The sequence below is a fragment of the Pedobacter sp. TM02 genome, from assembly GCF_059705275.1.
Window position 1 is genome coordinate 382,716 of record NZ_AP046530.1, and the last position, 25,244, is coordinate 407,959.

Annotated in this window: 24 protein-coding genes; 15 read left to right on the plus strand and 9 right to left on the minus strand. The window is 47.0% G+C overall.

The genetic code is table 11. The features are described 5' to 3' along the window. Window positions 1–195 precede the first annotated feature (195 nt). Both AC6H1S_RS01680 and AC6H1S_RS01685 read right to left on the minus strand, forming a co-directional pair. A complete protein-coding gene (locus AC6H1S_RS01680) occupies window positions 196–1,047 on the minus strand; it encodes a sulfurtransferase (protein WP_497564891.1) in 852 nt (283 codons plus the stop codon). 51 nt (window positions 1,048–1,098) lie between these two features. After that, complete coding sequence (locus tag AC6H1S_RS01685; protein WP_497564892.1) at window positions 1,099–3,165, minus strand: T9SS type B sorting domain-containing protein; 2,067 nt, start codon at window positions 3,163–3,165, stop codon at window positions 1,099–1,101. 10 nt (window positions 3,166–3,175) lie between these two features. On the opposite strand from AC6H1S_RS01685, the gene AC6H1S_RS01690 reads away from it, so the two are divergent. Further along, window positions 3,176–3,319 carry a hypothetical protein gene (locus AC6H1S_RS01690; RefSeq protein ID WP_497564893.1) on the plus strand — a complete coding sequence of 48 codons (144 nt, stop codon included), beginning with the start codon at window positions 3,176–3,178 and terminating at the stop codon, window positions 3,317–3,319. Between the two features lie 142 nt (window positions 3,320–3,461). Here the strand turns inward: AC6H1S_RS01690 and pdxA are convergent, their stop codons facing one another. Continuing rightward, entirely contained in the window at window positions 3,462–4,541 is a 1,080-nt protein-coding gene (gene pdxA, locus AC6H1S_RS01695) for a 4-hydroxythreonine-4-phosphate dehydrogenase PdxA (RefSeq protein WP_497564894.1), read from the minus strand. Between the two features lie 478 nt (window positions 4,542–5,019). Here pdxA and rsmA point away from each other — a divergent pair, with 478 nt between their 5' ends. From rsmA to AC6H1S_RS01710, 3 genes are all read left to right on the plus strand, one after another. Next, window positions 5,020–5,808 (plus strand): 16S rRNA (adenine(1518)-N(6)/adenine(1519)-N(6))-dimethyltransferase RsmA, encoded by a 789-nt coding sequence (rsmA, locus tag AC6H1S_RS01700; RefSeq protein ID WP_199140495.1) that lies wholly within the window; start codon window positions 5,020–5,022, stop codon window positions 5,806–5,808. Window positions 5,809–5,811: 3 nt separating this feature from the next. Next, on the plus strand, window positions 5,812–6,741 hold the full coding sequence (locus AC6H1S_RS01705; RefSeq protein WP_497564895.1) for a 2-hydroxyacid dehydrogenase: 930 nt from the start codon (window positions 5,812–5,814) through the stop codon (window positions 6,739–6,741). Window positions 6,742–6,835: 94 nt separating this feature from the next. Beyond that, window positions 6,836–7,312, plus strand: coding sequence for an OsmC family protein (locus AC6H1S_RS01710; RefSeq protein ID WP_199140491.1), 477 nt, complete (start codon window positions 6,836–6,838; stop codon window positions 7,310–7,312). 87 nt (window positions 7,313–7,399) lie between these two features. Here AC6H1S_RS01710 and AC6H1S_RS01715 read toward each other — a convergent pair whose 3' ends face one another. Then, window positions 7,400–9,271: a M1 family metallopeptidase gene (locus tag AC6H1S_RS01715; protein ID WP_497564896.1), complete on the minus strand. Its 1,872-nt coding sequence runs from the start codon at window positions 9,269–9,271 to the stop codon at window positions 7,400–7,402. A gap of 204 nt (window positions 9,272–9,475) precedes the next feature. On the opposite strand from AC6H1S_RS01715, the gene greA reads away from it, so the two are divergent. Beyond that, a complete protein-coding gene (gene greA, locus AC6H1S_RS01720) occupies window positions 9,476–9,949 on the plus strand; it encodes a transcription elongation factor GreA (RefSeq protein ID WP_199140487.1) in 474 nt (157 codons plus the stop codon). A 64-nt stretch (window positions 9,950–10,013) separates the two neighbouring features. Further along, window positions 10,014–10,403, plus strand: coding sequence for an HIT family protein (locus AC6H1S_RS01725; protein ID WP_497564897.1), 390 nt, complete (start codon window positions 10,014–10,016; stop codon window positions 10,401–10,403). A 216-nt stretch (window positions 10,404–10,619) separates the two neighbouring features. On the opposite strand, the gene AC6H1S_RS01730 is transcribed toward AC6H1S_RS01725, so the two are convergent. From AC6H1S_RS01730 to dtd, 3 genes are all read right to left on the minus strand, one after another. Then, the gene (locus tag AC6H1S_RS01730; RefSeq protein WP_199140483.1) at window positions 10,620–10,946 is read right to left on the minus strand and encodes a nucleotide pyrophosphohydrolase; all 327 of its coding nucleotides are present in this window, start codon (window positions 10,944–10,946) and stop codon (window positions 10,620–10,622) included. After that, complete coding sequence (locus tag AC6H1S_RS01735; RefSeq protein ID WP_497564898.1) at window positions 10,943–12,475, minus strand: glycosyltransferase family 39 protein; 1,533 nt, start codon at window positions 12,473–12,475, stop codon at window positions 10,943–10,945. Before AC6H1S_RS01735 ends, AC6H1S_RS01730 begins: the two co-directional genes overlap by 4 nt. A 77-nt stretch (window positions 12,476–12,552) precedes the next feature. Further along, window positions 12,553–13,005, minus strand: a complete 453-nt coding sequence (dtd, locus tag AC6H1S_RS01740) for a D-aminoacyl-tRNA deacylase (RefSeq protein ID WP_497564899.1) — start codon at window positions 13,003–13,005, stop codon at window positions 12,553–12,555. Window positions 13,006–13,055: 50 nt separating this feature from the next. Here dtd and AC6H1S_RS01745 point away from each other — a divergent pair, with 50 nt between their 5' ends. Next, on the plus strand, window positions 13,056–14,039 hold the full coding sequence (locus tag AC6H1S_RS01745; protein WP_497564900.1) for a hypothetical protein: 984 nt from the start codon (window positions 13,056–13,058) through the stop codon (window positions 14,037–14,039). Then, entirely contained in the window at window positions 14,005–16,389 is a 2,385-nt protein-coding gene (locus AC6H1S_RS01750) for a hypothetical protein (RefSeq protein ID WP_497564901.1), read from the plus strand. Before AC6H1S_RS01745 ends, AC6H1S_RS01750 begins: the two co-directional genes overlap by 35 nt. A gap of 101 nt (window positions 16,390–16,490) precedes the next feature. On the opposite strand, the gene rsgA is transcribed toward AC6H1S_RS01750, so the two are convergent. After that, window positions 16,491–17,411, minus strand: coding sequence for a ribosome small subunit-dependent GTPase A (gene rsgA / locus AC6H1S_RS01755; RefSeq protein ID WP_497564902.1), 921 nt, complete (start codon window positions 17,409–17,411; stop codon window positions 16,491–16,493). 80 nt (window positions 17,412–17,491) lie between these two features. Between rsgA and AC6H1S_RS01760 the strand changes: the two genes are divergently transcribed. The 7 genes from AC6H1S_RS01760 (at window position 17,492) to AC6H1S_RS01790 (ending at window position 24,434) form a co-directional block, all read left to right on the plus strand. Then, window positions 17,492–17,956 carry an acetyltransferase gene (locus AC6H1S_RS01760; protein ID WP_497564903.1) on the plus strand — a complete coding sequence of 155 codons (465 nt, stop codon included), beginning with the start codon at window positions 17,492–17,494 and terminating at the stop codon, window positions 17,954–17,956. A 50-nt stretch (window positions 17,957–18,006) separates the two neighbouring features. After that, window positions 18,007–18,141 carry a hypothetical protein gene (locus AC6H1S_RS01765; protein WP_255530651.1) on the plus strand — a complete coding sequence of 45 codons (135 nt, stop codon included), beginning with the start codon at window positions 18,007–18,009 and terminating at the stop codon, window positions 18,139–18,141. A 64-nt stretch (window positions 18,142–18,205) separates the two neighbouring features. After that, entirely contained in the window at window positions 18,206–20,656 is a 2,451-nt protein-coding gene (gene thrA, locus AC6H1S_RS01770) for a bifunctional aspartate kinase/homoserine dehydrogenase I (RefSeq protein WP_497564904.1), read from the plus strand. A 4-nt stretch (window positions 20,657–20,660) separates the two neighbouring features. Then, window positions 20,661–20,966 carry a DinB family protein gene (locus AC6H1S_RS01775; RefSeq protein ID WP_497564905.1) on the plus strand — a complete coding sequence of 102 codons (306 nt, stop codon included), beginning with the start codon at window positions 20,661–20,663 and terminating at the stop codon, window positions 20,964–20,966. Between the two features lie 258 nt (window positions 20,967–21,224). Continuing rightward, on the plus strand, window positions 21,225–22,154 hold the full coding sequence (locus tag AC6H1S_RS01780; RefSeq protein WP_497564906.1) for a homoserine kinase: 930 nt from the start codon (window positions 21,225–21,227) through the stop codon (window positions 22,152–22,154). Between the two features lie 80 nt (window positions 22,155–22,234). Continuing rightward, a complete protein-coding gene (gene thrC, locus AC6H1S_RS01785; protein WP_497564907.1) occupies window positions 22,235–23,545 on the plus strand; it encodes a threonine synthase in 1,311 nt (436 codons plus the stop codon). A gap of 343 nt (window positions 23,546–23,888) precedes the next feature. After that, window positions 23,889–24,434 carry an REP-associated tyrosine transposase gene (locus AC6H1S_RS01790; protein WP_497564908.1) on the plus strand — a complete coding sequence of 182 codons (546 nt, stop codon included), beginning with the start codon at window positions 23,889–23,891 and terminating at the stop codon, window positions 24,432–24,434. Between the two features lie 142 nt (window positions 24,435–24,576). On the opposite strand, the gene AC6H1S_RS01795 is transcribed toward AC6H1S_RS01790, so the two are convergent. Continuing rightward, on the minus strand, window positions 24,577–25,131 hold the full coding sequence (locus AC6H1S_RS01795) for a hypothetical protein (RefSeq protein WP_199140912.1): 555 nt from the start codon (window positions 25,129–25,131) through the stop codon (window positions 24,577–24,579). Between the last annotated feature and the right edge of the window lie 113 nt (window positions 25,132–25,244).

The following is a 25,244-nucleotide window of genomic DNA, read 5'->3' on the forward strand; positions in this document are numbered from 1 at the left end:
TAGCCTGCAAAGGTAGAAAGAATTTTATTTAAAGAGAAATATTTTTGCAAAATAGAGTGCGGTTCGTTTGTTCAATAGTTCATTGGGCATTAGCTGGTTGGACGGCTGGCTTACGTTTGGGAACGATATGTTGAATTGTTGGATGATTAAATGAAGATGATTAGTCCATAGCAATTGCTAACTATCGGCTGCAAGCTAGCCCTTCGGCGCGAGCACCATTTCTTTGTCGTTTCTCGACCATTCGCTCCACGAACCTACATAGAGTTTAGGAATAGGCAAGCCGGCATAGGCCATGGCCAGTAAGGTATGGCAGGCAGTTACACCAGATCCACAATGTACAATGGTTTGCGCAGCACCAAAACCGGTTAAGGCTTTTTCGTATTTTGCCTTTAAAACGTCGGGTGCCAAAAACCAGCCATTGCTGTCGAGGTTTTCGGTAAAAGGAATATTGGCCGCCCCCGGAATATGGCCCGCTATTAGATCGATGGGTTCGGTAAGTCCGGCATAACGATTGGCGTCTCTCACGTCAATAATCAATTGCTTGCCGTTTTTGCTGGCTTCTTCTACTTCGCTAAGGGCGGCCTGGGTTAAATTCCAGTTCCCAATAGGGTATTTGCCTGTTTCTTTTGCTGTTTCTGTTTGGTTGCTCGTGGCCAAGCCTGCTTCGATAGCCGCATTAAATCCTCCGTTAAGCACTTGTACTTTCGGATGGCCTATGGCTTTCAGCATCCACCAGCAACGCGCAGCGGCGTTGGATCCGTTTTTGTCGTCATAAATCACCACATGGCTGCTTGGCGAAATTCCGAATTTGCCCAAAACCGTTGCAAACTGATCGGTAGTAGGCAGGGGGTGCCTGCCACCATCGGCATAGTCGGCTTTAATATCAGCCAGATCGGTATTCAGGTCGATATATAAGGCGCCTTTTAAATGCTTTTCGTCATACCTGGCTTTAGAACCCGCGCTGGCATCGATCAAGACCAAGTTTGGATCGTTGGCTAATGCAAGCAGTTCGGCAGGCTGTATAATTGGTGAGGTTTGGTGTTGCATAGGTTGGGGGTTAAGCTTAAGCAAATTTAAGCCTTATATTCCGAAAATACACTATTTTAAGAGGGTCAGGCTTCCCGAAATAATTTTATCGCCATCTAAATTAATGACGTAATAATATACCCCGGGATTGCATATTTTGTTTTTGTAAGTGCCATCCCAAGGCTTTGCATAGCCAATTGAGTTGTAGATTTCCGTGCCGTTTCTGTTGAAGACCTGTACTTTGCATTTAGGGAAACTTTTAAGCTCCTCTATTGTCCATAAATCGTTAACGCCATCACCATTCGGCGTAAAGGTGTTTGATGGGACTACTTTAATGACTTTGATTACGGTTATGATCAAAGTATTAGAAACGACTGTGTTGGAGCTTGTGCATAAGGTGCTGACGTTTAGTAGGCAGTTTATTTCATCGCCATCTTTTAAAGAATTGGTCGTAAATGTACTATTGTCAGATCCGGTCGGGTAGCCATTAACAAACCATTGGTAAGTAGGGCTAGTTCCTTCGTTGGTCGTGTTGGCACGAAATGTAACATTGGTGTTTTCGTAAATCTTGGTTTGATCTGCCACAATAGCGATGCTTGGCGTTAAGATTGGATTTACTTTAACTCTTACGATATTGCTGCTTGCAATTGCTGTGGCTTGACAATATTGGGCATCGCTGTTTATTTCGCAACTCACCTCGTCGTTGTCGTTTAGATCAGTACTTTCGAAAACATTGCCTGTGGCACTTGGCAAGGCAACATTGTTGATTTTCCAATGATATGAAGGAGATGTGCCGGCATTGGTTGCGGTAGCCGTAAAAGTAAGTTTAGCGCCTTGGCAAACATTATTGCGGTCGAGATCGATGCTAACCGTTGGACTTTCTATTGGAGTAATAAGTGCAATTGTATTACTCAAAGCTAGGGCATTGATTACGCATATATCATTATTAATCACTTCGCAGCTTACTAAATCGCCGGCCTTTAAGCCCGATGCAGCAAACGAAGTGGCATTGGCGTTTGGTACAGCTACACTGTTCACCTTCCATTGTATAGTTGGGTTGGCGCCTCCATCTGCTATCGAAGCTGTAAAAGTAGGTCCAAATTGGCTACAAGCAACTGTGGTGTTCGATGAAATTGTTATTTTGGGCGTCGCATTGTTTTGTACAACGATAGCATTTGATATTGCAATGCAGCCGGAGGTCGTTGTGATTTTGGCCGTATAAGTTCCCGCCTTAAGTGCGGTATAGGTTCCAGTATAAATATTAGAAAACTTGATGATTCGCCCATTTAAAAAGTCGGAAACGTAGAGGTTATTATATTTATCCATCCAAACACCAGCAGGTGTAATCTGATTAGGATTGCTTCCCTGTCCGTTGCCACCTGCTATAATGGTGCCATTGCTTGCGCCAGAAGGCCATTTTTGTACGCTAAACCCAGTATAGTCGGTAATGTAGATATTGTCGGTGCCATCAACATAAACCCCGAGCGGATTACCGCTGATACGGGCAACCGTAGTGCCTGAACTGGCCCCAATAACCCATTTTTGGATTCTCGAATTGTCCGTATCACAGATATAAAGATTGTTTTTGTTGTCTACAAAGATGCCGGTAGGGCTAGCAAGTTGGTTCGAAGAGCTTCCGTAGCCATTTCCGCCAGCAACAATTACACCTGTTCCGGTTGCATTTGTATATTTCCGTATACATTGGCCATTTTGCTCAGATACGTATAAATTGCCGGCAGCGTCCAGGCAAATTCCGGTAGGTGTGTTTAATGAAGTAGCAACCGTAACGCCTGAAGTTGCGCCAACACTCCATTTTTGTATGCGAGAATTGTTTTGATCGGCCACATAAATATTTCCCAAAGCATCGGCTGTAACTGCGGTTGGCCTATTAAATTGATTAGGTGCATTGCCAGTTCCATTGCCACCAGCAATGGTTGTTCCCGATGTGGCTCCAGACGTCCATTTTTGGATCCTGTTGTTGGCCATGTCGGGAATGTACATGTTGCCTTCCTGATCAACAAAAAGTCGGTTTGGATTATAAAGCTGATTGGCTGCATTTCCGGTTCCATTGCCGCCTGCAACCACTTGCCCGTTGTTCTGCTTATTGATGGCTTGGTCAAGTACGGAAACTCCATCCAACAACCAGGATATGGAAGCAACAGGATCACTGCTGTTTAAGGTTAAGGTACTGCCAACGCAAGTGTTCCCGCTGAGAACGGCCGAGCAAAAAGACGGGAGAGTGGATTTAAAAGAGGCTTTTTTAGTGAACCCTCTTTTTGGAACAGTTGGTTGATGATTTGTTTTAGAGGGTTTTAAGACCGGTTGCCTGCCAAAGCCAAACGAAAAATAAAGGCCGGCTAAAACGGTAAGCACCGTAAAGCATAACTTGGCATTTAATGGAGAGCGATTAATCAAATAGATGTAAGTTTAAGAGGTTAATTCGCATCATCCTTCACGTCGGCTGCAGTTTCAATGATTTTGCCACCTGTTTTTAATTGGTTGCCCAGCATGGCTTCCTGTTCCCTGCGGTGCTTCACAATATGGATGGCGGCAAAAAGCGCTTCCATAAAAGAAGTTGGGTCGGCCAGGTTTTTGCCGGCAATATCGTAGCCTGTGCCATGGTCGGGCGAGGTGCGTACAAACTTCAATCCGGCTGTATAGTTTACGCCGGTGCTAAAAGCGATGGTTTTAAAAGGAATAAGTCCTTGGTCGTGGTACATGGCCAACACCGCATCGAACTGCTTGTAGGTACCGTTGCCAAAAAAGCCGTCGGCCGGATAAGGGCCAAAACAGATAATGCCTTTGTCGAAAGCCGCTTGGATGGCCGGACTGATAATTTCCTGTTCTTCTTTGCCCAGCAAGCCATTGTCGCTGGCATGAGGGTTAAGGCCCAATACGGCTATTTTCGGCTTTTCTATCCAGAAATCCTTTTTCAGGCTATCGTTGATGAGCTGTAGTTTTTTTACGATTTTTTCTTGGGTAATGGCCTGTGGTACTTCTTTCACAGGGATATGGCCGGTCACTACGCCTACGCGCAGGCTATCGCTAATCAGGAACATCAGTACATCGTTGCTGCCACTGCGTTCTTGCAGGTATTCGGTATGGCCCGGAAAGTTGAAGTTCTCTGATTGGATGTTGTTTTTGTTGATGGGAGCGGTTACCAAGGCATCGATTGCACCGCTCAGCAAATCGTCGGTTGCCTTTTGCAGCGACAATAATGCATACTTGCCACCGGTTTCGTTGGCTTGGCCAAGTTCAATTTTTACATCTTCCTCCCAGCAGTTGATCATGTTGGCCTTGCGGGGGTTGGCAGCGTCGGCACTGCCGATTACGTTGAAGGCAAAATCGTTCATGTGCAAAGATTTGCGGTGAAACGAAGCCACCTTGGTATGCCCGTAAACAATTGGGGTACAGTAATCTAGTATTTTCTGCTCGGCCAGGGTTTTTAAGATTACCTCTAAACCTATTCCATTTACGTCTCCTATGCTGATGCCTATTTTAACTTTGTCGCTCATGCTTATCAAAAAGAATTTAGCGCAAATTAGCGATTATAATGGTTAACCACAAAGATTGCCGGGTTTTCTGACCGTAATCACAGTATATTAAGCATAAGTGTCAAGTTGTATGTTAAGTAAAAGATTTTCCAACGCTTAGATGAGCTTAGGTGTCTGAGGTTAGGTTATAAACGCCTTGGCAAATATATTTACCACCTAAGAACCCTTAGTGTCGCTAAGTAAAATGGTTTTATTGGAGCCAAGCTGGCATAAGGCTAAAGCAATTAACCCTTAGGAGTACTCAGGTGCCTTAGGTGGTAAAGTAACGAGCCATAGATTATTTAAAAACTCCTGAAATAACTTCATTAATGAAACCTCACGCCTTGATGGTTCAAAATAATGGAATAGCCGGATTTATGAAACCAAAGCCGATGCATTCTCCTGAATTATTGCGTCATAAAACCTTACCTTTGTGGGCTTAGCGGTAAAAATCGAGAAAATGAGTTTAGTAAAAGCAAAAAAACATTTAGGGCAACATTTCTTAACCGATAAAAAGATAGCCGAAAAGATTGTAAACGGCCTTGTCCATACCAACCAGTATCGCCAAGTATTGGAAGTAGGACCGGGCATGGGCATCTTGTCTGATATTCTACTGGAAAGGGAAAACCTTGAAACTTTTTTGATCGACATCGATGTAGAATCTTATCACTTTTTGCAGCAAAAATACCCGCAATTGGGCGATAGGCTCATTAACGGCGATTTCCTGAAACTCGACTTAACGGCTATTTTTCCGGGCAAATTTGCCGTAATTGGTAATTTTCCCTACAATATTTCTTCGCAAATTTTGTTCAAGATTCTCGAACATCGTGCTAACGTGGTAGAAATGGTAGGCATGTTCCAGAAAGAGGTGGCCGAACGCTGCGCGGCCAAATCGGGCACCAAAGAGTACGGTATCCTCAGTGTGCTGATCCAGGCTTATTACGATATCGACTACCTGTTTACCGTAAAGCCGGGCACTTTTAACCCGCCGCCTAAGGTTAATTCGGGGGTAATCCGCTTAAGCAGAAACCAAACCGAGACCCTGCCTTGCGATGAAAAGCTATTTTGGCGTACGGTAAAAGCCGGGTTCAACCAGCGCCGCAAAACCTTGCGCAACGCCTTGTCGGGTACCATCAAAAAAGAACAGATGGACCAGCATCCGTTTTTTGATAAGCGCGCCGAACAATTGAGCGTAGCCGATTTTATTGAACTAACCCAACACCTGAGCCAACTAATGCTTGCTTCTTAAGCCATGAAACCAAAAATTTTAATTGTAGACGATCTCCATCCCCTATTTGCCGAACAGGCCAGGACTCTTGGCTTCGAAGTTGACGACCTGCCCTTGATTACACGTGCCGAAACTCTAGCCATCATTAAAGATTATGTGGGTATTGCCGTGCGTACCAAATTTAGGATAGACCAAGAACTGTTGGATGTGGCGCCTCAGCTTAAATTTGTAGCTCGTGCGGGTGCAGGGCTAGACAATATTGACGAGGCAGTGGCCAAAGCAAGAAACATCAAACTGATCAATGCACCAGAAGGCAATAGCGATGCCGTGGGCGAACATGCCGTAGGTCTGTTGCTGGCGCTGATGAATAATTTTCGCAAAGCCGATCAGCAGGTGCGCAATGGCGTGTGGGATAGGGAAGGCAACCGTGGCTACGAGCTGAAAGGCAAAACCGTTGGCCTGATCGGTTATGGCTTTATGGGCCAAAAAATGGCCAGAAAGTTGGCAGGTTTTGAAGTTGAGGTAATGGCTTACGACAAATATAAAACCGGCTTTACCGATAACTATGCCAAAGAAGTAAGCATGGAAGAAATCGTTAGGCAGAGCGATGTGCTGAGCCTGCATATTCCGCTTACCGCCGAAACCAGGCAAATGGTAAACGACGAGTATTTTTTCCATTTTAAAAAACCCATCTTTCTGATCAATACCGCTCGGGGCGAAATTGTCGATACACAGGCAGTGTTGAATAATATCAGGACTGGAAAAATTATTGGCGCCGGATTGGATGTGCTCGAAACAGAAAAGTTTCCGGCACTAGCTGCGCAGCCATGGTATACCGAGCTGCGCGAATCAGACCAAGTGATTTTAACGCCCCATGTAGCCGGGTGGACTTTCGATTCGTACCGTAAAATTTCGGAAGTACTCGTCGAAAAACTCAAGGAAATACGCTTATAATTCCTTAAATTGCCATAACCTGCTGTCGATTCAGCGTTTTTAATTTGCAAATAAGGGCTTAAATCTCTTATCTTAATACTCAAATCTCAAAGACATGGCAAAGGAACATCAATATAAAACCGAACTGGTTTGGACAGGAAACAAAGGGTCTGGCACAATGGACTACCGCTCGTACGACCGCGATTTTGTGGTTTCGATAGCGGGCAAAACGCCTATTGCGGGCTCTTCCGATTCTGCTTTTTTGGGCGATAAGACCAAATACAACCCCGAAGATCTTTTGCTGTCGTCTATTTCTTCCTGCCACATGTTGTGGTACCTGCACCTGTGTTCCAAAAACGAAATCGTGGTGCTGGAATATAGAGATAATGCGGCGGGCCTAATGATAGAAAATGCCGATGGCAGCGGCCAGTTTAAGGAAGTGTTGCTGCAACCCGAGGTGGTGATTTCTGATGCGGCCCAAAAAGACCTGGCTAATGCCCTGCACGAAGAAGCCAACAAAATGTGCTTTATTGCCAACTCGCTTAACTTTCCGGTAAAGCATCGGGCCAGCTGTACGGCTATTAACGAGTAATTAAAAGAACGGTTTAATCATAAAAAAAAATCCCGAAAGCTTGCTTCGGGATTTTTTTTATGGCTAGTGTTTATCAGACGGTATGCTTTATTTCGCTGTCCAGATATTATCGGCTGGAGTAGCATCTACAAAAATACCGTTGTCGATCTTGATCGATTTTACCGGCTTGCCGGCAACCATCTTAACCGTGCCCGATTTGCCTGCTTTCCAGAAGGCTGGCGTAAAATGCTCTTTTTTGGTAGAGCCATCCTCAAACGTAAGAATAACATCAAACGGAATGGCAAAGCCACCCACATTCTCTATACGGAACTGTAGCGGGCCCGGAGTTTTCTTAACCTCGACAAACCTTAGGTCGAGGTAATTGTTGGTGAAAAACCAGTTTTGGAAAAACCAGTTCAGGTTTTGGCCCGAACCGCTGTTCATCGAATTGAAGTAATCCCAAGGAATAGGATGCTTGCCGTTCCAGTTGTCCATGTAATGGTGCAGTGCTTTTTTAAACAAATCGTCGCCAAGCAAGTCTTTCAATGCCAGGTACGACAACGAAGCCTTGCCATAAGAGTTGTTGCCATAGCCTGCGCCCGATACCTGGGTAGACATGGTAATGATCGGCTGGTCTTCTTCGCCCGATTTATCCCTGATGTAGTTGTTTACCCTAAAACTCTTATAAAAATTATCGGCCGATTCTTTGCCATGTTCGGCAATGCCGATCAAATATTCGAGGGTGGTAGCCCAACCTTCGTCCATAAAGGCATAGCGCGTTTCGTTAATGCCCATGTAAAACGGAAAATAAGTATGCGCAATTTCGTGGTCCTGCACCAGTTGGGCAAATTTCATGTCGCCGGTTTGCGAGTCGTTTACCATCATCGGGTATTCCATATCGGCAAAGCCCTGAAATGCCGTCATTTTCGAAAAAGGATAAGGAACGCCTGGCCAGTTGTTAGAGAACCACGCCAAGGCATAGTTGTTAAATTTAACCGAGTTTACAAAGTCGGTGCCCTTTACATCGTAGGCGGCTTGGGTGCTGGTTCTGCGGCCGGTTTTCGAATCGACCACCACGCTGCCGGCATCCCAAATGTAGGTGCTGCTCAGTCCGAAACAAACATCAACAATGTTATTGGCCATAAATTTCCAGGTGTTCCAGTCGTTTTGCTGGGTAACTTTGCCTTCTTTTACTTCCTGCTCGTTGGCAATATGGATAACCTCGTCGCTGGTGTACGATTTTTTGAGGCGTGCGGCAAATTCGGGCTGCAATACCTCGTCGGGGTTCAGCAAATCGCCGGTGGCATAAACGATATAGTTTTTAGGTGCCTTGATGGCGAAAGTGTAATCATTGAAATCGTTGTAGAACTCCTGGCGGTCGGTATGCGGAACGCGGTCCCAGCCGTTATAGTCGTCGTATACCGAAACGCGCGGGTAGCTGTAAGCCACAAACATGGTGGTGGGGTTGATCTGTCCCTCGCGGCCGCTTTCTTTGGATAGCGGATAGTTCCAGTCGATGTTCAGCATGGCTTTCTGGCCGGGCAGCAAAGGTGCTTTCAGTCGAACATCGCCGGTAGTGCCCCAGTTTTTGGCATTGACGTTATAAGTTTCGCCGTTAATTTTGAAGGAAGTAATGGTGAGCCCCTCGCTCAAAAAATCGGGCGATACATTAGAGCCCCGCGATGAGGTTGGCTTGTGCAGGTTGTTGACGAAGCGGATGGTGATGGTTTTGAGCGTATCGCGGCTATTGTTGCTGTATTCGATGCTTTCGGTGCCACTTACCACCTTGGTATCGGGGTTAACGCTGATTTCCATATTGTACTTGCCATGGTTCTGCCAGTAGTTTTTGCCGGGTTTGCCATCCATGGCGCGCGTGCCTTTTTCGTAGGCCGCTTTAATGTTGCGGGGCATGTACAGTTCCTGGCCAAAAACAGCCGATGAACAGGCCAGCAACAAAGTGCCCAGTATCAGTTTTTTCATTTCAGTTTAGATTAATAAGCTAATTAATGAACTAAGGTAGCAAAATAGAAGGTCAATTGTCGAGCGATTGTTTTTTCGATTAAAATATTTGCTTTTATAAAAATTGCCTTATATCTTCGTTTTAATCACAGCAAGACTATGGAGGCCGAGGCCAATATAGTCTTGTTTGTTTTTTATAGAGACTAAAGCAAAAGAAATAGTGTTATGGCAGAGATTACTTATTATACCAAAGAAGGATTAGAAAAACTTAAAGAAGAACTTCACCAGTTAAAAACCGAAGGAAGATCGGCTATTGCAAAGGCCATTGCCGAAGCCCGCGATAAGGGCGATTTGTCTGAGAACGCCGAATACGATGCCGCCAAGGAGGCGCAGGGCCTGCACGAAGCCAAAATAGCCAAATTGGAAGCCACCCTGGCCAATTCTCGCCTGTTGGACGAATCGAAATTAGATACCTCGAAGGTGTTGGCCCTCTCTATCGTTAAGATTAAAAACGTGAAGAACGGCGCCACCATGACCTACCAGTTGGTAGCCGAAAGCGAAGCTGACCTTAAAACCGGAAAGATTTCGGTAAAATCACCAATTGCGCAGGGTTTATTAGGCAAATCGGTGGGCGACAAGACCGAAATCCAGGTGCCTGCAGGCAAAATAGAATTCGAAATCCTAGAGATATCGAGGTAAGCTTAAGGTTCAAATCCTCAATCTAAATCGTAATTCTAAAATCGCAAATCTAAAATATCCTGATATGAGCATCTTTTCTAAAATCGTAAGTGGCGATATTCCGGCACACAAAGTGGCAGAGAACGAAGACTTTCTGGCCTTTTTAGACGTAAGCCCTTTGGTAATGGGCCATGTGCTGGTAATCCCGAAAAAGGAAGTGGATTACATTTTCGATATTGAAGACGAAACCTATGCCAAGCTGATGCTGTTTGCCAAGCAGGTGGCGGTGGGCGTTAAAAAAGCCTTTCCCTGCAAAAAAGTAGGGGTGGCGGTTATCGGCCTCGAAGTGCCCCACGCACATATCCACCTCATTCCCATGAACAACGTGAGCGATATGAACTTTGCCAAAGAAAAACTAAGACCCTCACAAGACGAGCTGGCCGCAGCGGCCCAGAAGATACGAGCGGTATTGTAGATCAAAAAAAGCCCGTTGCCAAGCAGCGGGCTTTTTTTTGGTTATGGGTTTTCGGTTACGGGTTGCGGGTTCTCGGTTGTGAGTGGGTTGCCGGTAGAGAACAGGTTGATTGATCCATCGGTAATTACGAAATAAGGATTAGGCCAAACAGCCTTCGTTACCGAACCACTAAAAAACCAACCAACCAACTAACTAATCAACCAACCATCCAACAAACTACTTCAATTTTTCATTGTTCTTGTGCCTGTCGGCATCGCGGATGGTTTTCTTTTCCAGGTTTTTAACCAGTGCCTGGTTCAGGTCTATGCCGGTTTGGTTGGCCAGGCAGATGAGTACGAACAATACATCGGCCATTTCGTCGGCCAGGTTCACTTCCTCGTCGCTTTTTTTGAACGACTGCTCGCCGTATTTGCGGGCCATAATGCGGGCCACTTCGCCCACTTCCTCCATCAGGATGGCCGTATTGGTCAGTTCGTTAAAATAGCGGATGCCCGTGGTCTTGATCCATTGGTCTACCGTTTCCTGTGCTTCGTTTATCGTCATTGCTTTTCTTCTTCTATTTCTCTTTTAATGATGGGCGTAACCTCGGCCGTGGCACCTTCGAGCAAAAATACACCTGCACCCCGCTCGCGGGCATAAGGATTTTTAATCTCGCCAATCTTGGTGATTTTTGCAAAATAAGGTTTTTCTCTGGTTCTGAGCGGATCTTCGTCGTGGTAGCCGGTTACCATGATCATGGTTTTGATGGGCTTATCCAGGTTAAACCAGTATAAATAATCGGCATTGTAGGCCACCGCCTTGATGTTCTTGTATTTAGAGTAATAATTGATGGCGCCTGCCTGTCCGTAGTTATCGGCGCGCACCAAAAGGCCATCCTTGTCTTTTACCAGGGCATAGGCACTATCGGTTAGTTGGGCCAGCTCTTTCCAGCCTTGCATGTCGGCATAGTCTTGTGGCAACTGGTGGTTCTTGCCGTCTTCCCAGCGTAGCGAACCCACCCTTTCAAAACGCTTGTGGTGCGCCACGATTTGTGCCGGCGAATAAACAGGCATAATGAGGGGCAGCAGATACACAAAAGAACCGATGTTAAACACAAACAAACTGGTGCCCAGTACGCGCCGCTTGGCCAGCCACTGCCCCAAAAAGGCAGCGCCAAAGGCCAGCAAGATAGGATAAAGGCCCAAGGCATAGTAATCTTTGGCCCTGAAGAAGGTAAAAACGGCCATCGTAAATATATAGGCAAGCAACACCCATCGGTATGGCCTAAACGGCTTGTACAGCAAAAGGCCAACTAAGCCAGCCAGCAGTACAAAAATAGAACTGATAAAAAACAGGGGCTGGCTAATGAGGAAACCGAAGCGGCTTACATGTACCAGTTGGGTGCGCTGCAGCTCTTGCATATGCTTCAGTACAGGAAACTGGTGGCCTACCTGCCAAACGAGGTTGGGCAGCACCATGGCCAAGCCTAAAAGCAGGGCGAAATAAAAATGCCTATCGGCAAAAACCTTTCTGCCCGGCGTTATGATTATGGCTGGCAACAAACCCATTATTAAGAACAGGATGTTGTATTTGTTCAGGAAGCCCAAGGCAATAGTTACGGCAAAAAAGTAAAGGTATTTGGGTTGGCTGCAGTTAAAATAGCGCAACAGGTAATAAAAGGCGGCCGTCCAGGCCAATACATCAAAAGAGTTGGGCTGGTAAAGCGTGTTGAGCCTTAAGAGCGACGAACAGATGAGCGCCACTGCTACAAGGCACTTGGCCAGCAGGTTGCCCTTTAAAAGGTCGATGGTTTTCCAGCAATAGGCAATGGTGAGCATGCCGAAAAGTGCCGGAAACAGGCGGACTATAAAAAAACCATTGCCCAGGGCCTGGATAAGCCAAGAAAAAAGCGAGGTGAGCGGTGGCACCGAGGTAAAGCCGGCGGCCAGGTGCCTGCCTTGGTCAATATGCAGGTACTCGTCGCGGTGCAGTTCGTAAACACTGTTGACCAACACGTAAGACAAAACGAGTTTAAGCAGCAAGAAGGCCAGCAATATTAAGCGTTCCTTGTTTTTTGTAGCCGGGTTTGCCATGGGCTTGATGGGGTTTAGAGTTGTTTTTTTGACGGCTAAAGCTGGCCGGTGTTACACACGGATGTGGGTTTGCCGGGCTATTCCTTGTTTTTGGTATCGATGATGATGGTTACCGGCCCGTCGTTAAGCAGGCTGATTTTCATATCGGCTCCAAAAATGCCGCATTGCACGGGCTTGCCTATCAGCTGGCCCAGCTGTTTGATCATTTCCTCGTACAGGGGGATGGCCTTGTCGGGCCGGGCGGCACGGGTAAAGCCGGGGCGGTTGCCCTTTTTGGTGGCAGCAAACAGGGTAAACTGGCTAATGAGCAGGATGTTGCCGCCAATATCGGCCAGGGCCTTGTTCATCAGGCCGTTTTCGTCGCCAAAAACGCGCATGTTGGCTATCTTCTGCGCCAGCCACTCCAGGTCTTCCTGCGTATCGGCATCTTCAATGCCCAGCAAAACCAAAAAGCCGTTTTCTATCGCGCCGGTAACCTCATTGTTTACCGTGCAGCTGGCCTGCGTTACGCGTTGTATTACTGCTCTCATGTTAGATTTAAATACTAATTTAGCTTATGCGATACAAGTATATACTGTTTTTGATAATTCTGCTAATCGGCTGCCAACAAAAAAGAGAAGTAAACACCACTTTCTACTACTGGAAAACGGTTTACAAACAAAATGCCGACGAAAGCAGGTACCTGCAGCAGCTGCGCAGCAGAAAACTCTATGTACGTATCATGGACGTTGATGAGCAAAACGAGCCGATTCCGGTTGCGCCCATCAGCTTTGCCGAACGGCTTCCCGACAGCCTGGACATCGTACCTGTGGTCTTTATCGTTAACGACGTGTTTAAAAACAAAAGCGAAGCACAGGTAAGGCAGCTTGCGGCCAATGTAATGCGCTTTGTAAAAGGTAAAGTAGGGCAGGCGGGCAAAAAGGGCTATGGCGAGCTTCAGCTCGACTGCGACTGGACTGCAAGTACCAAAGCCTCCTATTTTATGTTTTTAACCGAAATGGCCAAGCTCAACAAGGGCATAACACTTTCGGCCACCTTGCGCCTGCACCAGCTCAAAAACCAGGCGGGTATGGGCATACCACCAGTAAACAAGGTATTGCTCATGTGCTATAACATGGGCAATTTGCGCAAATACGGCAAACAGAACTCTATTTTGGAGGTAGCCGAACTGCAAAAATATGCAGGTAAAAACCTGGGCTATTATCCCATGCCTATTGATGTAGGCCTGCCGCTGTTTGGCTGGGCGGTGGCCTTTAGGAACGGCCAGTACATCGGCATATCCAAACGCTTGGCGCCGACCGATCTGAAAAACCCCGCGCTGTTTGGTTTTGATGCCGAAGGTTTGTACCAGGCAAAGACCGACCTGCCCCAGTTTGGCCTCAAAAAGAACGACGAAATCAGATACGAAGAAAGCAAGCCCGCCCAGGTACGCGAAGTGGCGCAATATTTGTCGCGTTATTTATCCGAAAAACCCCTTAATTTAGTGTTCTATCATTTAGACAGTGCCATCCTTAAAAACCACCCTGCCCATGAACTGGAAAAAATCGGCGATTTGCTGCGTTAGCTTCCTTGGCGTTTTCTTTGGCGAAATTGCCGTCAATCTGGCCTGCGGGCCCGAGCAAGATCCCTACGATTACTACATCTCCTATTTCCACAACAATGTGCAGGGCGATGAGTATGCCCCGTTTTCCTTTAACAGCATGCTGCCCCTTTACAGCGAAGAAGAGGTGGTTAGCGAAGCCGACATCAACAGTGCCGAGTGGGCCAGCTACCTGAAGGCCAAAAAAGAAGATGTGTACAACGAAATGTATGGCGCTACCGATAGCCTAGCCAATACATCCTTTTGGCAGGCCCTGTCCAAAAACCCTAAAGCCGGGGCCTATTATACCTTCGCCAAAAGCTGCGAACCTTTTACTGTAATTGAGGCCGATGCCTGGGATCCTGCGGTTAGAGACAGCGTGCTGATGATCAAAAAAGCGAAGGAAGCTTTGGCGCTTGCCGATAAGGCGGGCAGGGACGATTTTTTGAAGCTGCGGTATGCCTACCAGGCCGAGCGCCTGTTTCATTATGCCAAAAACTATGCCGACAGCAGGTTGTCCTACGAGAAACTGATCGGCCCCATCAAAACAAACAGCGCCGCCAAGGGCTGGGCAACGGCAATTTATGCGGGTGCGGTGCGCTATTCGGGCAGGCCGGCAGAGGCGGCATTTCTCTATTCGAAGGTTTTTGCCAGCAATCCCGAAAGGCGCGTACAGGCCTACAAAAATTATTTCTATACCAGTCCCAAGGTAAACGAGGTGCTTGGCTATGCCAAAAGCGACGAAGAAAAGGCAAACGTGCTGGCCATTGCCAGCTTTGGCAACCCCGACTTTCAATTGGAAAGCCTGCAGCAGGTTTACCGTTATGTGCCGGCCAGCAAGCTTAGCGGAGCCTTGCTGGTGCGCGAAGTAAGCAAGCTTGAAAAAGACCTGATTGAAAGGAGCAAGTATTCGAAAGATTTTTTCGACAGGTATTGGGGCAACGATAAACAATCGGCCGATAGTCTAAAACGTGTCCATTTAAATTACCTGGCCAGGGTTAAGGCCTTTGCCCTGAAGCTGGCTGCCGAAAAAAAATATCCCGAACCCGAATTGGGCACCGTAACAGCCGCCTACCTGTCGTGGATGGAAGGCAAGCCCCTGCAGGCCCAGCTGTACCTGCAGGAAATCAGGCCTGGGGCGACGCTATCGGCACGCCTGCGCGACCAGATCCGCATAGTAACGCTTTTATGCGAGGCCTCCAAAATCAAAAAGGGGAGCGCCTTTAACCCAAACAGCCTGCTGCCGGTACTGCAATGGCTAGACGAGAAGAGGTATGCAGAAAACACGCGGCATCGGCAAGACGATTTCTCGGCTATTGAATATGGCGGGCAGCAGCGCTTTACCACAACCACCCGCAACTTTTACCAGCAGCTGCTGGCGCCGGCCTATATCAAAATGGGCGATACGGCCAGGGCGGCCCTGGCCATGCTAAAGGGCGATTTGTTTGTAAAGCCCCCAAAAAACATGAAGCTGTCTGGCCTAAGCTGGCAAACCATTTCTTTTTGGCGCAACTATCTGGGGCCAAAAGGCGTAGAGGCCCTGGCCACCATCAGGAAAACGGCACCCGCCAACAATCTGGATGGGCTATTGGCCAACGGTTTCCAGCAGCTGAACAGCGACGATTTTTACGAGCTGTGCGGCACCGTTTACCTGCGTACGCACCAATATGCAAAGGCCTTGGCCTGGTTTAACAAGCTCGATAAAAACTATGCGCTGTTTGAGCCCAGCAACTGGTACAGCGACCAGATACTGTATGCCAATCCGTTCAATACCACCTTTAACGATTATCCGAAACAGTATGTTTCGAAAACAAAGCGCTACAACAAGAAGAGCTTTGCCCAAGAAATGCTGCGCCTGCAGCAGCTTATTGTGAGCGACAAGAAAAACGCCGCATCGTATTATTTTAAGATGGCCAACGGCGTTTACCAAACGGGCTATTACGGCAATGCCTGGTTTCTGATCAGCTACGACTGGAGCAGCTACGCCAACTACGATCCGGCAGCGTACACTTACGATGCCGACTTTAAGCTGGCCCAAACCGCCAAGGCCTGGTACCTAAAGGCAAGGGCGCTGAGTACCGATGCCAACTTTAGGGCCAAGTGTACGTTTATGCTGGCCAAATGCGAGCAGAAAAGGATTGTTAATATCGGCTTTGTCAATTGGTACACTAATGATTACGAGGCAAGGCAGCGGGGCTTCATTGCGAAGAATATAGGCAACCCTTACTTTAGGGAGCTTAAGGCCGGCTATGCCCAAACACCGTTCTACAAAACGGCTGTTGCCGAATGCAGCTACCTGCGCGATTTTTTAAGGAGCGCTACGGCCAGAAGATAGTTTTAGCGCGTTTGGCGGCAACATAGGCGCACAGGCTTTAAGGCACCGCTTTGATTTGAACCTGCTTTTTTGGTCGTTACGCTTTAGTCTTTGGACTTTCCTCAAGCCCGCGTATCGTTGCCGTGGTAAATGCTCAGGTAGCTTTCGTAGCGGCTGGGCTCTATTTCGCCCGCTTCTACGGCCCTGATTACGGCGCAGCCCGGTTCATTAATGTGGCGGCAGTTGTTAAAGCGGCACTGGTTCAAACGGTCGCGCATTTCTACAAAAAAGTGGCTCAGCTCTTCCTTCTCAATATCAACAATGCCCAGTTCGCGTATGCCCGGCGTATCTATAAGGTAGCCGCCAAAAGGCAGGGCATGCATTTCGGCAAAGGTGGTGGTGTGCTGGCCCTTGTCGCTCCATTCAGAAACTTCGCCCGTTTTGATGTCGAAGCCCGGCAAAATGGCATTGATGAGGCTCGACTTGCCCACGCCAGAGTGGCCCGAAAAGAGGGTGGTTTTGTCTTTGAGCAAATCCTTGATCTGGTCTACATGGGTGCCTTTTAGCGCCGAAACCTCGTAGCACGGATAGCCGATGTTTTCGTAAATGGCCTTGTACTCGGCCAATATTTCCAGGCCCCTTGGGCTAAACAGGTCGAGCTTGTTGAACACCAGCGAGGTGGGAATGTCGTAGGCTTCGGAGGTAACCAAAAAGCGGTCGATAAAGCCCAGCGAGGTACGTGGCGAGGCCAGTGTAACGATCAGAAAAGCCTGGTCGAGATTGGCCGCGATGATCTGCGCCTGCTTGGACAGGTTGATGGATTTGCGGATGATGTAGTTCTTGCGGTCGTGCAGGCGGTCTATAACGCCGGTTTCGGCATTGGGCTCGAGCTCAAAATCTACCTTGTCGCCTACGGCAATCGGATTGGTGGTTTGTATGCCCTTGATCCTGAACTTGCCTTTGATGCGGCAATCGTAGGTTTGGCCGTCTTCGGCATAAACCTGGTACCAGCTTCCGGTCGATTTGATAACTAATCCCTGCATATTGAAGCGTAAAGGTAAGGAAATTTTGCAGGCCTGTAGCTAAATGCCTTATTTTCGCTTTGCAGATGAAGGATAAACCGATGAAATCGAAATATTTAATTGAACCGGCTGTTAAACACGATTATCCCGAACTGATTGCCATTTGGGAGGCATCTGTTCGTGCCACCCATCATTTTTTAAAGGAAGACGACCTGCAGCTGTTTAAGCAGCTCATTTTTGACCAATATTTTGATGCGGTTGATTTGTATGTGGCCAAAGATGCCGAAGGCCGCCTGCAGGGCTTTATGGGTATTGCGGCACATCACCTCGAAATGCTGTTTGTACATCCCAATGCGCATGGCAAAGGGGTAGGCAAGCTATTGTTGCGCGAGGCGATTGGCCATTTTGGGGTAACGCATGTAGACGTGAACGAAGACAACCAGCAGGCTTTTGGCTTTTACGAGCATTTTGGCTTTGAAACCATAAAAAGAAGCGAAACCGACGGCATGGGCAAGCCTTATCCGATTTTGCATTTGGCCTTAAAAACGGCGAGCCCAAAATGCTAAACACCTAAAAATCAAAAAATTTGAAAAAAAATTTGCAAAAACCCTTGACATTGCAAAAAATAATCTCCTACTTTACGGTGTACAAGATACACCAAGACAACAACATGATTTTTAACTCTTCAATTATTACCATTATTACTTCAACAACCGGAAAAACACCGGATGGGGAGATGCTAGTGGTATAACTGAAGCCAAAATATACTAGAAGCGCCCCGGACATCCGGGGCGCTTTTTTTTTAACCCGTTTTTATGAAAATTTTAAAATTTGGAGGTACTTCCGTAGGTTCCGTAGCCAGCATTAAGGCCCTGCTCGATATTGTTGCACAAGCATGTAAAAACGACGAAAAGCCCATCGTGGTGCTATCGGCTATGAGCGGGGTAACAAACCTCTTAACGGCGATGGCCGAAAAGGCCGCCTTGGGGCAAGCTTATGATGAAGAGCTCAAAGCCATTGAGCAGCGCCACTTTGAATCGGTGCGCGCCTTGTTGCCGGCAGCAGCCCAAAATCCGGTGCTCACCAAACTTAAAATCTGCTTTAACGAGTTGGAAGAGCTGCTGCAGGCCATCTATAACCTGCAAGAGCTGAGCCTGCAGGCCAAAGACCTGGTACTGAGCTACGGCGAGCGCTGCAGCACGCTGATGGTAAGCCATATGGCCAAGCAAAAATTTCCGGAAGCGTTTTTTGCCGATGCCTCGCAACTGATCAAAACCGACAGCAACTTTGGACAGGCCAGGGTAAATAACCAGCTCACCGATTTCTTGGTGAAGGATTTTTATGAGCGTCATCAAGACAAGCTACTTTTCGTAACCGGTTTTATTGCCAGCAACGAAGCCGGTCGCGTAACCACTTTGGGCAGGGGGGGTAGCGATTATACCGCCGCCATTTTGGGCGCCGCCTTAGATGCCGAAGAAATACAGATCTGGACCGACGTAAACGGCATGATGACCGCCGATCCACGCATGGTAAAGAAGGCCTTTTCGCTCAGCGAATTGAGCTATATCGAAGCCATGGAGCTATCCTATTTTGGCGCCAAGGTTATCTATCCGCCAACCATGACACCGGCTTTTCTCAAAAAGATCCCCATCGTTATTCGCAATACCTTCGAACCCGGTTTTGCGGGCACTTACATCCGCCATGGCGCCAAGCCGTCGGCACTGCCCATCAAAGGCATCTCGTCTATCGACGAGATCAGCATCATCAATTTGGCCGGCAGCGGCATGGTGGGCAAGGCGGGTTTTAGCGGACGGCTGTTTTCCCTGCTGTCGCGAGAGCAGATCAATGTGGTGCTCATTACCCAGTCATCGTCAGAGCACAGCATTACCTTTGCCGTTAAGCCTGCCGATGCGGTAAAGGCGGTACAGCTCATCAGCAAAGAATTTGATTTGGAGCTGCAGGCCAAAAAGCTCGATACACCAGAAGTAGAAAACGGACTGGCCGTATTGGCCATCGTGGGCGAGAACATGAAGCGTACGCCAGGCATTTCGGGTAAACTGTTCCATGCCTTGGGCCGCAACGGCGTTAATGTACATGCCATTGCCCAAGGCTCGTCTGAATATAACATCTCGGTCATTATTGCCAAGGTCGATTTGTCAAAAGCCGTCAACGCCGTGCACGATGCCTTTTATACTTCGCTCAATAAAACCCTGCATATTTTCTGTTTGGGAACCGGGAACATTGGAAAAACCTTGTTTAAGCAATTGCAGGTGCAGATGCCTTTTCTGTCCTTAAACAACGATCTGCAGGTAAAGGTAATGGGCATCAGCAATACGCGGAAAATGCTATTGTCGGCCGATGGCATTGCTTTGGCGCAATGGGAGCAGAGCCTCGAAGCAAATGGCAAACCTGCCCAGCTCGACGATTTTGTGGCACAAATGAAAGCCATGAACCTGCCCAACTGTGTGTTTGTTGACAATACCGCCAGCCCGTTGCCGGTGCCATATTACCAGGGCATTTTCGAATCGAGTATATCGGTAGTTACCTGTAATAAAATTGGTAATTCTTCGAGCTTTGCGCAGTATCAATCCTTCAAAAATACCGCTCGTAAGTATGGAGTCGATTTTTATTACGAAACCAATGTGGGTGCAGGCTTGCCGATTATCAGAACGCTGAAGGATTTGATGACCAGTGGCGATAAAGTGGCGCGCATCGAAGCGATTTTGTCGGGCACCATTTCCTACATCTTTAACCACTTTAGAGGCAATGTGGCTTTCCACGAAGTAGTAAAAGAAGCGCAAGAAAAAGGCTATACCGAGCCCGATCCGCGCGATGATCTGAACGGCCGGGATTTTATGCGCAAAATGCTCATCCTGGCCCGCGATGCCGGTTACGCCTTTGAAGAGCAAGATGTAAAAATCGAAAGCATGTTGCCCGAAGCCTGTCTGCAAGCCCCAACCGTGGCCGACTTTTATGCCCAACTAGAGGCCAATGCGGCCTATTTCGAGCAATTGAAGGAAGATGCCGAGCAGCAACGCAAAGTATTGCGCTACATTGGCAAGCTCGAAAACGGCAAGGCCGAAATCACCCTGCAAATGGTTGATGAAAACCATCCATTCTTTATGCTTTCGGGCAGCGACAATATTATTTCGTTCACTACAGACCGTTACCAAGAAAGGCCATTGGTGGTAAAAGGGCCCGGTGCAGGTGCCGAGGTAACCGCTGCGGGCGTATTTGCAGACATTATAAACGTAGGAACCAATTAAGGAAATGACACACTTAGAAACTGCACAGGAAATAGGGAAAGCCGTTGATCTGGCCTTCGCCGATTTTGAAAAAATAGCTAACGAGACATGGAACGCCAAGCCAAACCCGGCAAAATGGTCAAAAAAAGAACTGCTGGGCCATTTGGTTGATAGCGCCAGCAATAACCTGCGCCGTTTGGTGGTAAGCCAGTATGAGCAGGGAACCAAGATCGTTTACCATCAAGATGAATGGGTAGTTTATCAAGATTACCAATCGGCACCGGTGAAGAGCTTAAAACGCTTTGGTTGTTGCTCAACCGTCGATATGTAAGGGTGATTAAAAACATACCCGAACACAAACTGCAAAATGTATGCGATACGGGTAAAGGAACGGTAACCTTACACACGTTGGCTTATTTTATAGAAGATTATCTCGTGCATTTAAACTATCATTTAGCCCAAATTCTTAAACAATGATAAAAAAAATTAAGGCATTTGCTTTATCCATGTGCTGTGGTACACAATACCTTGGTTATTGTATATTTTGAAATAAAAGGCTACGAATTTGCCTAAACTTATAAACCAAAAAATGAAAGAAATAAAAGTATTTGCCCCCGCTACCGTTGCCAATGTGGTTTGTGGATTTGATGTGCTCGGCTTTGCCGTTAACGAGCCCGGCGACGAGGTGGTTATGCGCTTGGTTGACGAGCCGGGTGTGCGTTTGCTCCAAATTACCGGCGATGAAGGTCGTTTGCCGCTCGATTCGAACAAGAATACGGTAAGCGCTAGCGTGCAGCATTACCTGCAACATTTGAACCGCCCTGATATTGGTGTAGAAATAGAGTTGCACAAAAAAATGCCCATAGGCAGTGGCTTAGGGTCCAGCTCGGCCAGCACCGTGGCGGGTCTTTTTGCCATTAACCAGCTGATGGGCAATTTGCTCACAGCCAAAGCACTGGTGCCTTTTGCCATGAAGGGCGAAGAATTGGCCTGTGGCTACGGTCATGCCGATAATGTAGCACCCGCTTTAATGGGCGGCTTCGTGTTGGTGCGCAGCTACGATCCGCTCGATTTGGTGGCGTTGCCAACACCCAATAACCTGTTCGCTGCCATTGTTTATCCTGAAGTGGACGTGCCCACCAAAGATGCCCGCCAAATGATACGGAGCAAAGTGCTGCTTAAGGATGCCGTAACCCAATGGGGCAATGTAGCCGGACTGGTAGCTGGCCTTTGCCTTAACGATGTGGAACTGGTTGGACGGAGCATGCAGGATGTGCTGGTAGAACCTGTTCGGTCCATCCTCATTCCGGGTTTTGAGCAATTGCGCAAACTGGCCATGGAAAATGGCGCTTTGGGTTTTGGTATTTCGGGTTCGGGTCCATCGGTTTTTGCCCTAACAACCAATGTAGAAACGGCTAAGCAGGTTACCAAGGTACAGCAGCAACACCTCAATCAGCTAAACATCAACAGCAAGGCCTTTGTATCGGCGGTAAATGCCGAAGGCCCCCGAGTATTATAACTAAGGTGGATGCTTAAAGGGAAAAGCATATACTCTTCACCCTTTAACACTTAGCCTTCTCACCTTCAACCTTTTCAGACATGAGACTATATTCAACCAACAATAGGGATCTTCGCGTTTCTTTTCAGGAAGCGGTTTTTAATAGTATGCCCAAAGACAAGGGTTTGTATATGCCGGTAGAGATACCCAGACTCGAACAGGCGTTTATTGACAACATCGAACAGTATTCTTTTCAGGAAATTGCCTATAGGGTAGCTTCGGCCTTACTGGGCGATGAAATTCCCTATGCCGATTTGCGCTCGATCATTAACGAAGCCATTAATTTCGATGCACCAGTGGTCAAGCTCGACAAACAGACTTTTGTCTTGGAGCTTTTTCATGGGCCCTCTTTGGCCTTTAAGGATTTTGGGGCGAGGTTGATGAGCCGCATCATGGGCTATTTTCTCCAAAATGGCGAACAGCTGCTCGATGTATTGGTGGCCACTTCTGGCGATACAGGTGGCGCCGTAGCCTTGGGCTTTTTGGGCGTACCCAATACACGTGTAACCATCCTTTACCCCAAAGGCAAGGTAAGCGATGTACAGGAGTTGCAGTTGACCACCAATGGCCAAAACATCAGGGCCATAAGCATCGATGGTACTTTCGACGATTGCCAGGCGCTAGTTAAACAGGCTTTTGCCGACGAGGAACTCAATGCCAAGTTTAGGCTCACCTCGGCAAATTCGATCAATATTGCCCGATTGGTGCCACAGGCCTTTTATTATTTTAATGCCTATGCGCAACTTAAAAGACAGGGCTTTAGCGAAGTGGTTTTTGCCGTGCCTAGCGGCAATTTTGGCAATATTGGTGCCGGCATGCTGGCCTATAAGATGGGTTTGCCCGTTAAGCGGTTCATTGCAGCTACCAATAGCAACGATACGGTGCCGCGTTTTCTCGAAACAGGTATTTACGAAACCAAGCCTTCGGTACAAACCTATGCCAACGCCATGGATGTGGGGGCGCCGAGCAACTGGGTACGCATTATGGACTTGTTTAACGGCGATATAGATAAACTTAAGGCCATGCTCAAGGCTTACCGTTTTACCGACGAGGAAACTTTACAAGGTATGGAAGCCATTTTTAAAAAGTACGGCTATATGGCCTGTCCGCATACGGCTATTGCCTGGTTGGCAGTAGAAGCGTATGTACAGGAAAACCCTGAGGATGAAAGTGCCAAGGTTTTTCTTTCAACGGCTCACGCCTGCAAATTTCCGGAAGTATTTCCGGAAGCCATTCGGGAAAAACTTATTTTGCCAGCACAGCTCGGTTCGTTGCAAGGCAAGGCCAAGCAATACAAAGCATTGGATAGGGATTTTGAAAGTTTTAAGCAATATTTGCTTGATTATAATTAGGAAGCTAGTTGGATTAGAAATCCATGGTTATCAGGGTTGAGATTGTAAATCAAGACCAACCAAGAGCAGCTGTTTAGGAAATAATTTCCCGGCCCTGCTAACTACAGATTTGCAGGCTGTATAAATAAATCAACTTGGCTGATAAGAAATCCATGGTTATCAGGGTTGAGATTTGTAAATCAAGACCAGTCTAAGCGTGTTAGTCGGGAAATATTTTCCCGACTGGATAACTGCGGATTTTCAATCCGTTTTTAGCATAACTGGATTAGAAATCCAGTGCTATTCGGGTCGGGATGGCATATCCCGACCAACGTGTCCGATTTTATTTGATTATATTTAATATATGGCTTTCAAATATCAGATAACAAATCAGGATGGAATTTACTTCATGACTACAACTGTTATAGGTTGGATTGATGCCTTTACCCGAAAAGAACTGGCAGAAGTGGTTATTGATAGCCTTGTTTATTGTCAAAAACATAAAGGGCTTGTTATTTATGCTTGGTGTCTTATGCCAAGTCATCTTCATTTCATCGGCAGTGTTGGCGAAGGCAAAAAACTATCGGATGTGATCAGGGATTTCAAAAAGTTTACCTCAAAGCGGATAATCAGCACCATTAAAGAAATTAACGAAAGTAGAGATTGGATGCTGAATAAATTTCAGTTTGCGGCAAAAATACACCCCAAAAATGAAGAATTTAAATTTTGGCAAGATGGATTTCATCCTATTGAACTCTTTAGCCCAGAATTTGCAATTCAGAAACTAAATTACCTCCATCAAAACCCTGTGCAGAGTGGCTTGGTTGCGTTGCCTGAGCATTACCTATACAGTTCGGCTAGCAACTATGCTGGCGAATTAGGATTGATTGATGTAGTTTATCTAATTTAGCTAAGCTACATACTGGATTAGAAATCCAGGGTTATCTGGGTCGGGCGACCAACCCGGCTAGCAGGGAAATGCTTTCCCGACTTTGCTAGCTGTGGATTTTCAATCCGCTTGGGACAGCCTACCCGGCAAAACTAATTAAAAGTCACTTCCACTTGTCCAATCCGTTCCAGTATTCGGTGGCATAAGCCTTCACGCTGGCCGGTAACTGCTGGAAATTGGCGCTGTAGATTGTGATTTTGTCCTTGGTTTCCGATATCGTATAGCTATCGTTTTTGTAAAACAGCAAGAGATTGACCGCCAGTTGTTTTTGCATGGAAGCATCATGCAGGCTATAAACAAACAAAGCTTCTACCTGCTTGTCTTGGTCGGCATCAAAAAAAGCCTTTCTGTTTTGCCAAATACTGATCGCTCCAGGGGCGCTGATTGTCTTTTCCTGGACCAGCTTCCATTGCTCGTTGGTTTTGCTGAATTTTTGGAAAAACAGCGTATCGGGGTTGCTCCCTTGGCCCACTTTCGAAAAAAGAAAGATATTTTTGCTGTTCGCATCATCAACACGGTCGGCCATCATCGCCCTGCTGCCTTTAAATTTAAAGGGAGCCCCTTTAAGGCTTTCTGCCGAAATGGGACTAACCGAAATCTGCGCATGGGCGAAGTGGAAGAGAAAAACAGCAAACAGCAAAGAGAGGGTAACCTTCATGGGCGATATAGCTTATAAACACGTAAACCTATAAACGCCTAAACAGCTGGTTTTGTGTTTGGTTCCAAATAAAAAATCCCAACAGCATTTTTAAGCCATTGGGATTTTGTGAT

What these genes read in the sequence shown, in the direction of transcription:
- AC6H1S_RS01715 (WP_497564896.1), bottom strand. Translation starts at nt 9,271, where the DNA reads ATGAAAAAACTGATACTGGGCACTTTGTTGCTGGCCTGTTCATCGGCT.
- AC6H1S_RS01680 (WP_497564891.1), bottom strand. Translation starts at nt 1,047, where the DNA reads ATGCAACACCAAACCTCACCAATTATACAGCCTGCCGAACTGCTTGCA.
- AC6H1S_RS01775 (WP_497564905.1), top strand. Translation starts at nt 20,661, where the DNA reads ATGACACACTTAGAAACTGCACAGGAAATAGGGAAAGCCGTTGATCTG.
- AC6H1S_RS01760 (WP_497564903.1), top strand. Translation starts at nt 17,492, where the DNA reads ATGAAATCGAAATATTTAATTGAACCGGCTGTTAAACACGATTATCCC.
- AC6H1S_RS01730 (WP_199140483.1), bottom strand. Translation starts at nt 10,946, where the DNA reads ATGACGATAAACGAAGCACAGGAAACGGTAGACCAATGGATCAAGACC.
- AC6H1S_RS01780 (WP_497564906.1), top strand. Translation starts at nt 21,225, where the DNA reads ATGAAAGAAATAAAAGTATTTGCCCCCGCTACCGTTGCCAATGTGGTT.
- pdxA (WP_497564894.1), bottom strand. Translation starts at nt 4,541, where the DNA reads ATGAGCGACAAAGTTAAAATAGGCATCAGCATAGGAGACGTAAATGGA.
- AC6H1S_RS01710 (WP_199140491.1), top strand. Translation starts at nt 6,836, where the DNA reads ATGGCAAAGGAACATCAATATAAAACCGAACTGGTTTGGACAGGAAAC.
- rsmA (WP_199140495.1), top strand. Translation starts at nt 5,020, where the DNA reads ATGAGTTTAGTAAAAGCAAAAAAACATTTAGGGCAACATTTCTTAACC.
- thrA (WP_497564904.1), top strand. Translation starts at nt 18,206, where the DNA reads ATGAAAATTTTAAAATTTGGAGGTACTTCCGTAGGTTCCGTAGCCAGC.
- AC6H1S_RS01725 (WP_497564897.1), top strand. Translation starts at nt 10,014, where the DNA reads ATGAGCATCTTTTCTAAAATCGTAAGTGGCGATATTCCGGCACACAAA.
- AC6H1S_RS01690 (WP_497564893.1), top strand. Translation starts at nt 3,176, where the DNA reads ATGGAAGCAACAGGATCACTGCTGTTTAAGGTTAAGGTACTGCCAACG.
- AC6H1S_RS01735 (WP_497564898.1), bottom strand. Translation starts at nt 12,475, where the DNA reads ATGGCAAACCCGGCTACAAAAAACAAGGAACGCTTAATATTGCTGGCC.
- greA (WP_199140487.1), top strand. Translation starts at nt 9,476, where the DNA reads ATGGCAGAGATTACTTATTATACCAAAGAAGGATTAGAAAAACTTAAA.
- AC6H1S_RS01750 (WP_497564901.1), top strand. Translation starts at nt 14,005, where the DNA reads ATGAACTGGAAAAAATCGGCGATTTGCTGCGTTAGCTTCCTTGGCGTT.
- dtd (WP_497564899.1), bottom strand. Translation starts at nt 13,005, where the DNA reads ATGAGAGCAGTAATACAACGCGTAACGCAGGCCAGCTGCACGGTAAAC.
- rsgA (WP_497564902.1), bottom strand. Translation starts at nt 17,411, where the DNA reads ATGCAGGGATTAGTTATCAAATCGACCGGAAGCTGGTACCAGGTTTAT.
- AC6H1S_RS01705 (WP_497564895.1), top strand. Translation starts at nt 5,812, where the DNA reads ATGAAACCAAAAATTTTAATTGTAGACGATCTCCATCCCCTATTTGCC.
- thrC (WP_497564907.1), top strand. Translation starts at nt 22,235, where the DNA reads ATGAGACTATATTCAACCAACAATAGGGATCTTCGCGTTTCTTTTCAG.
- AC6H1S_RS01795 (WP_199140912.1), bottom strand. Translation starts at nt 25,131, where the DNA reads ATGAAGGTTACCCTCTCTTTGCTGTTTGCTGTTTTTCTCTTCCACTTC.
- AC6H1S_RS01790 (WP_497564908.1), top strand. Translation starts at nt 23,889, where the DNA reads ATGGCTTTCAAATATCAGATAACAAATCAGGATGGAATTTACTTCATG.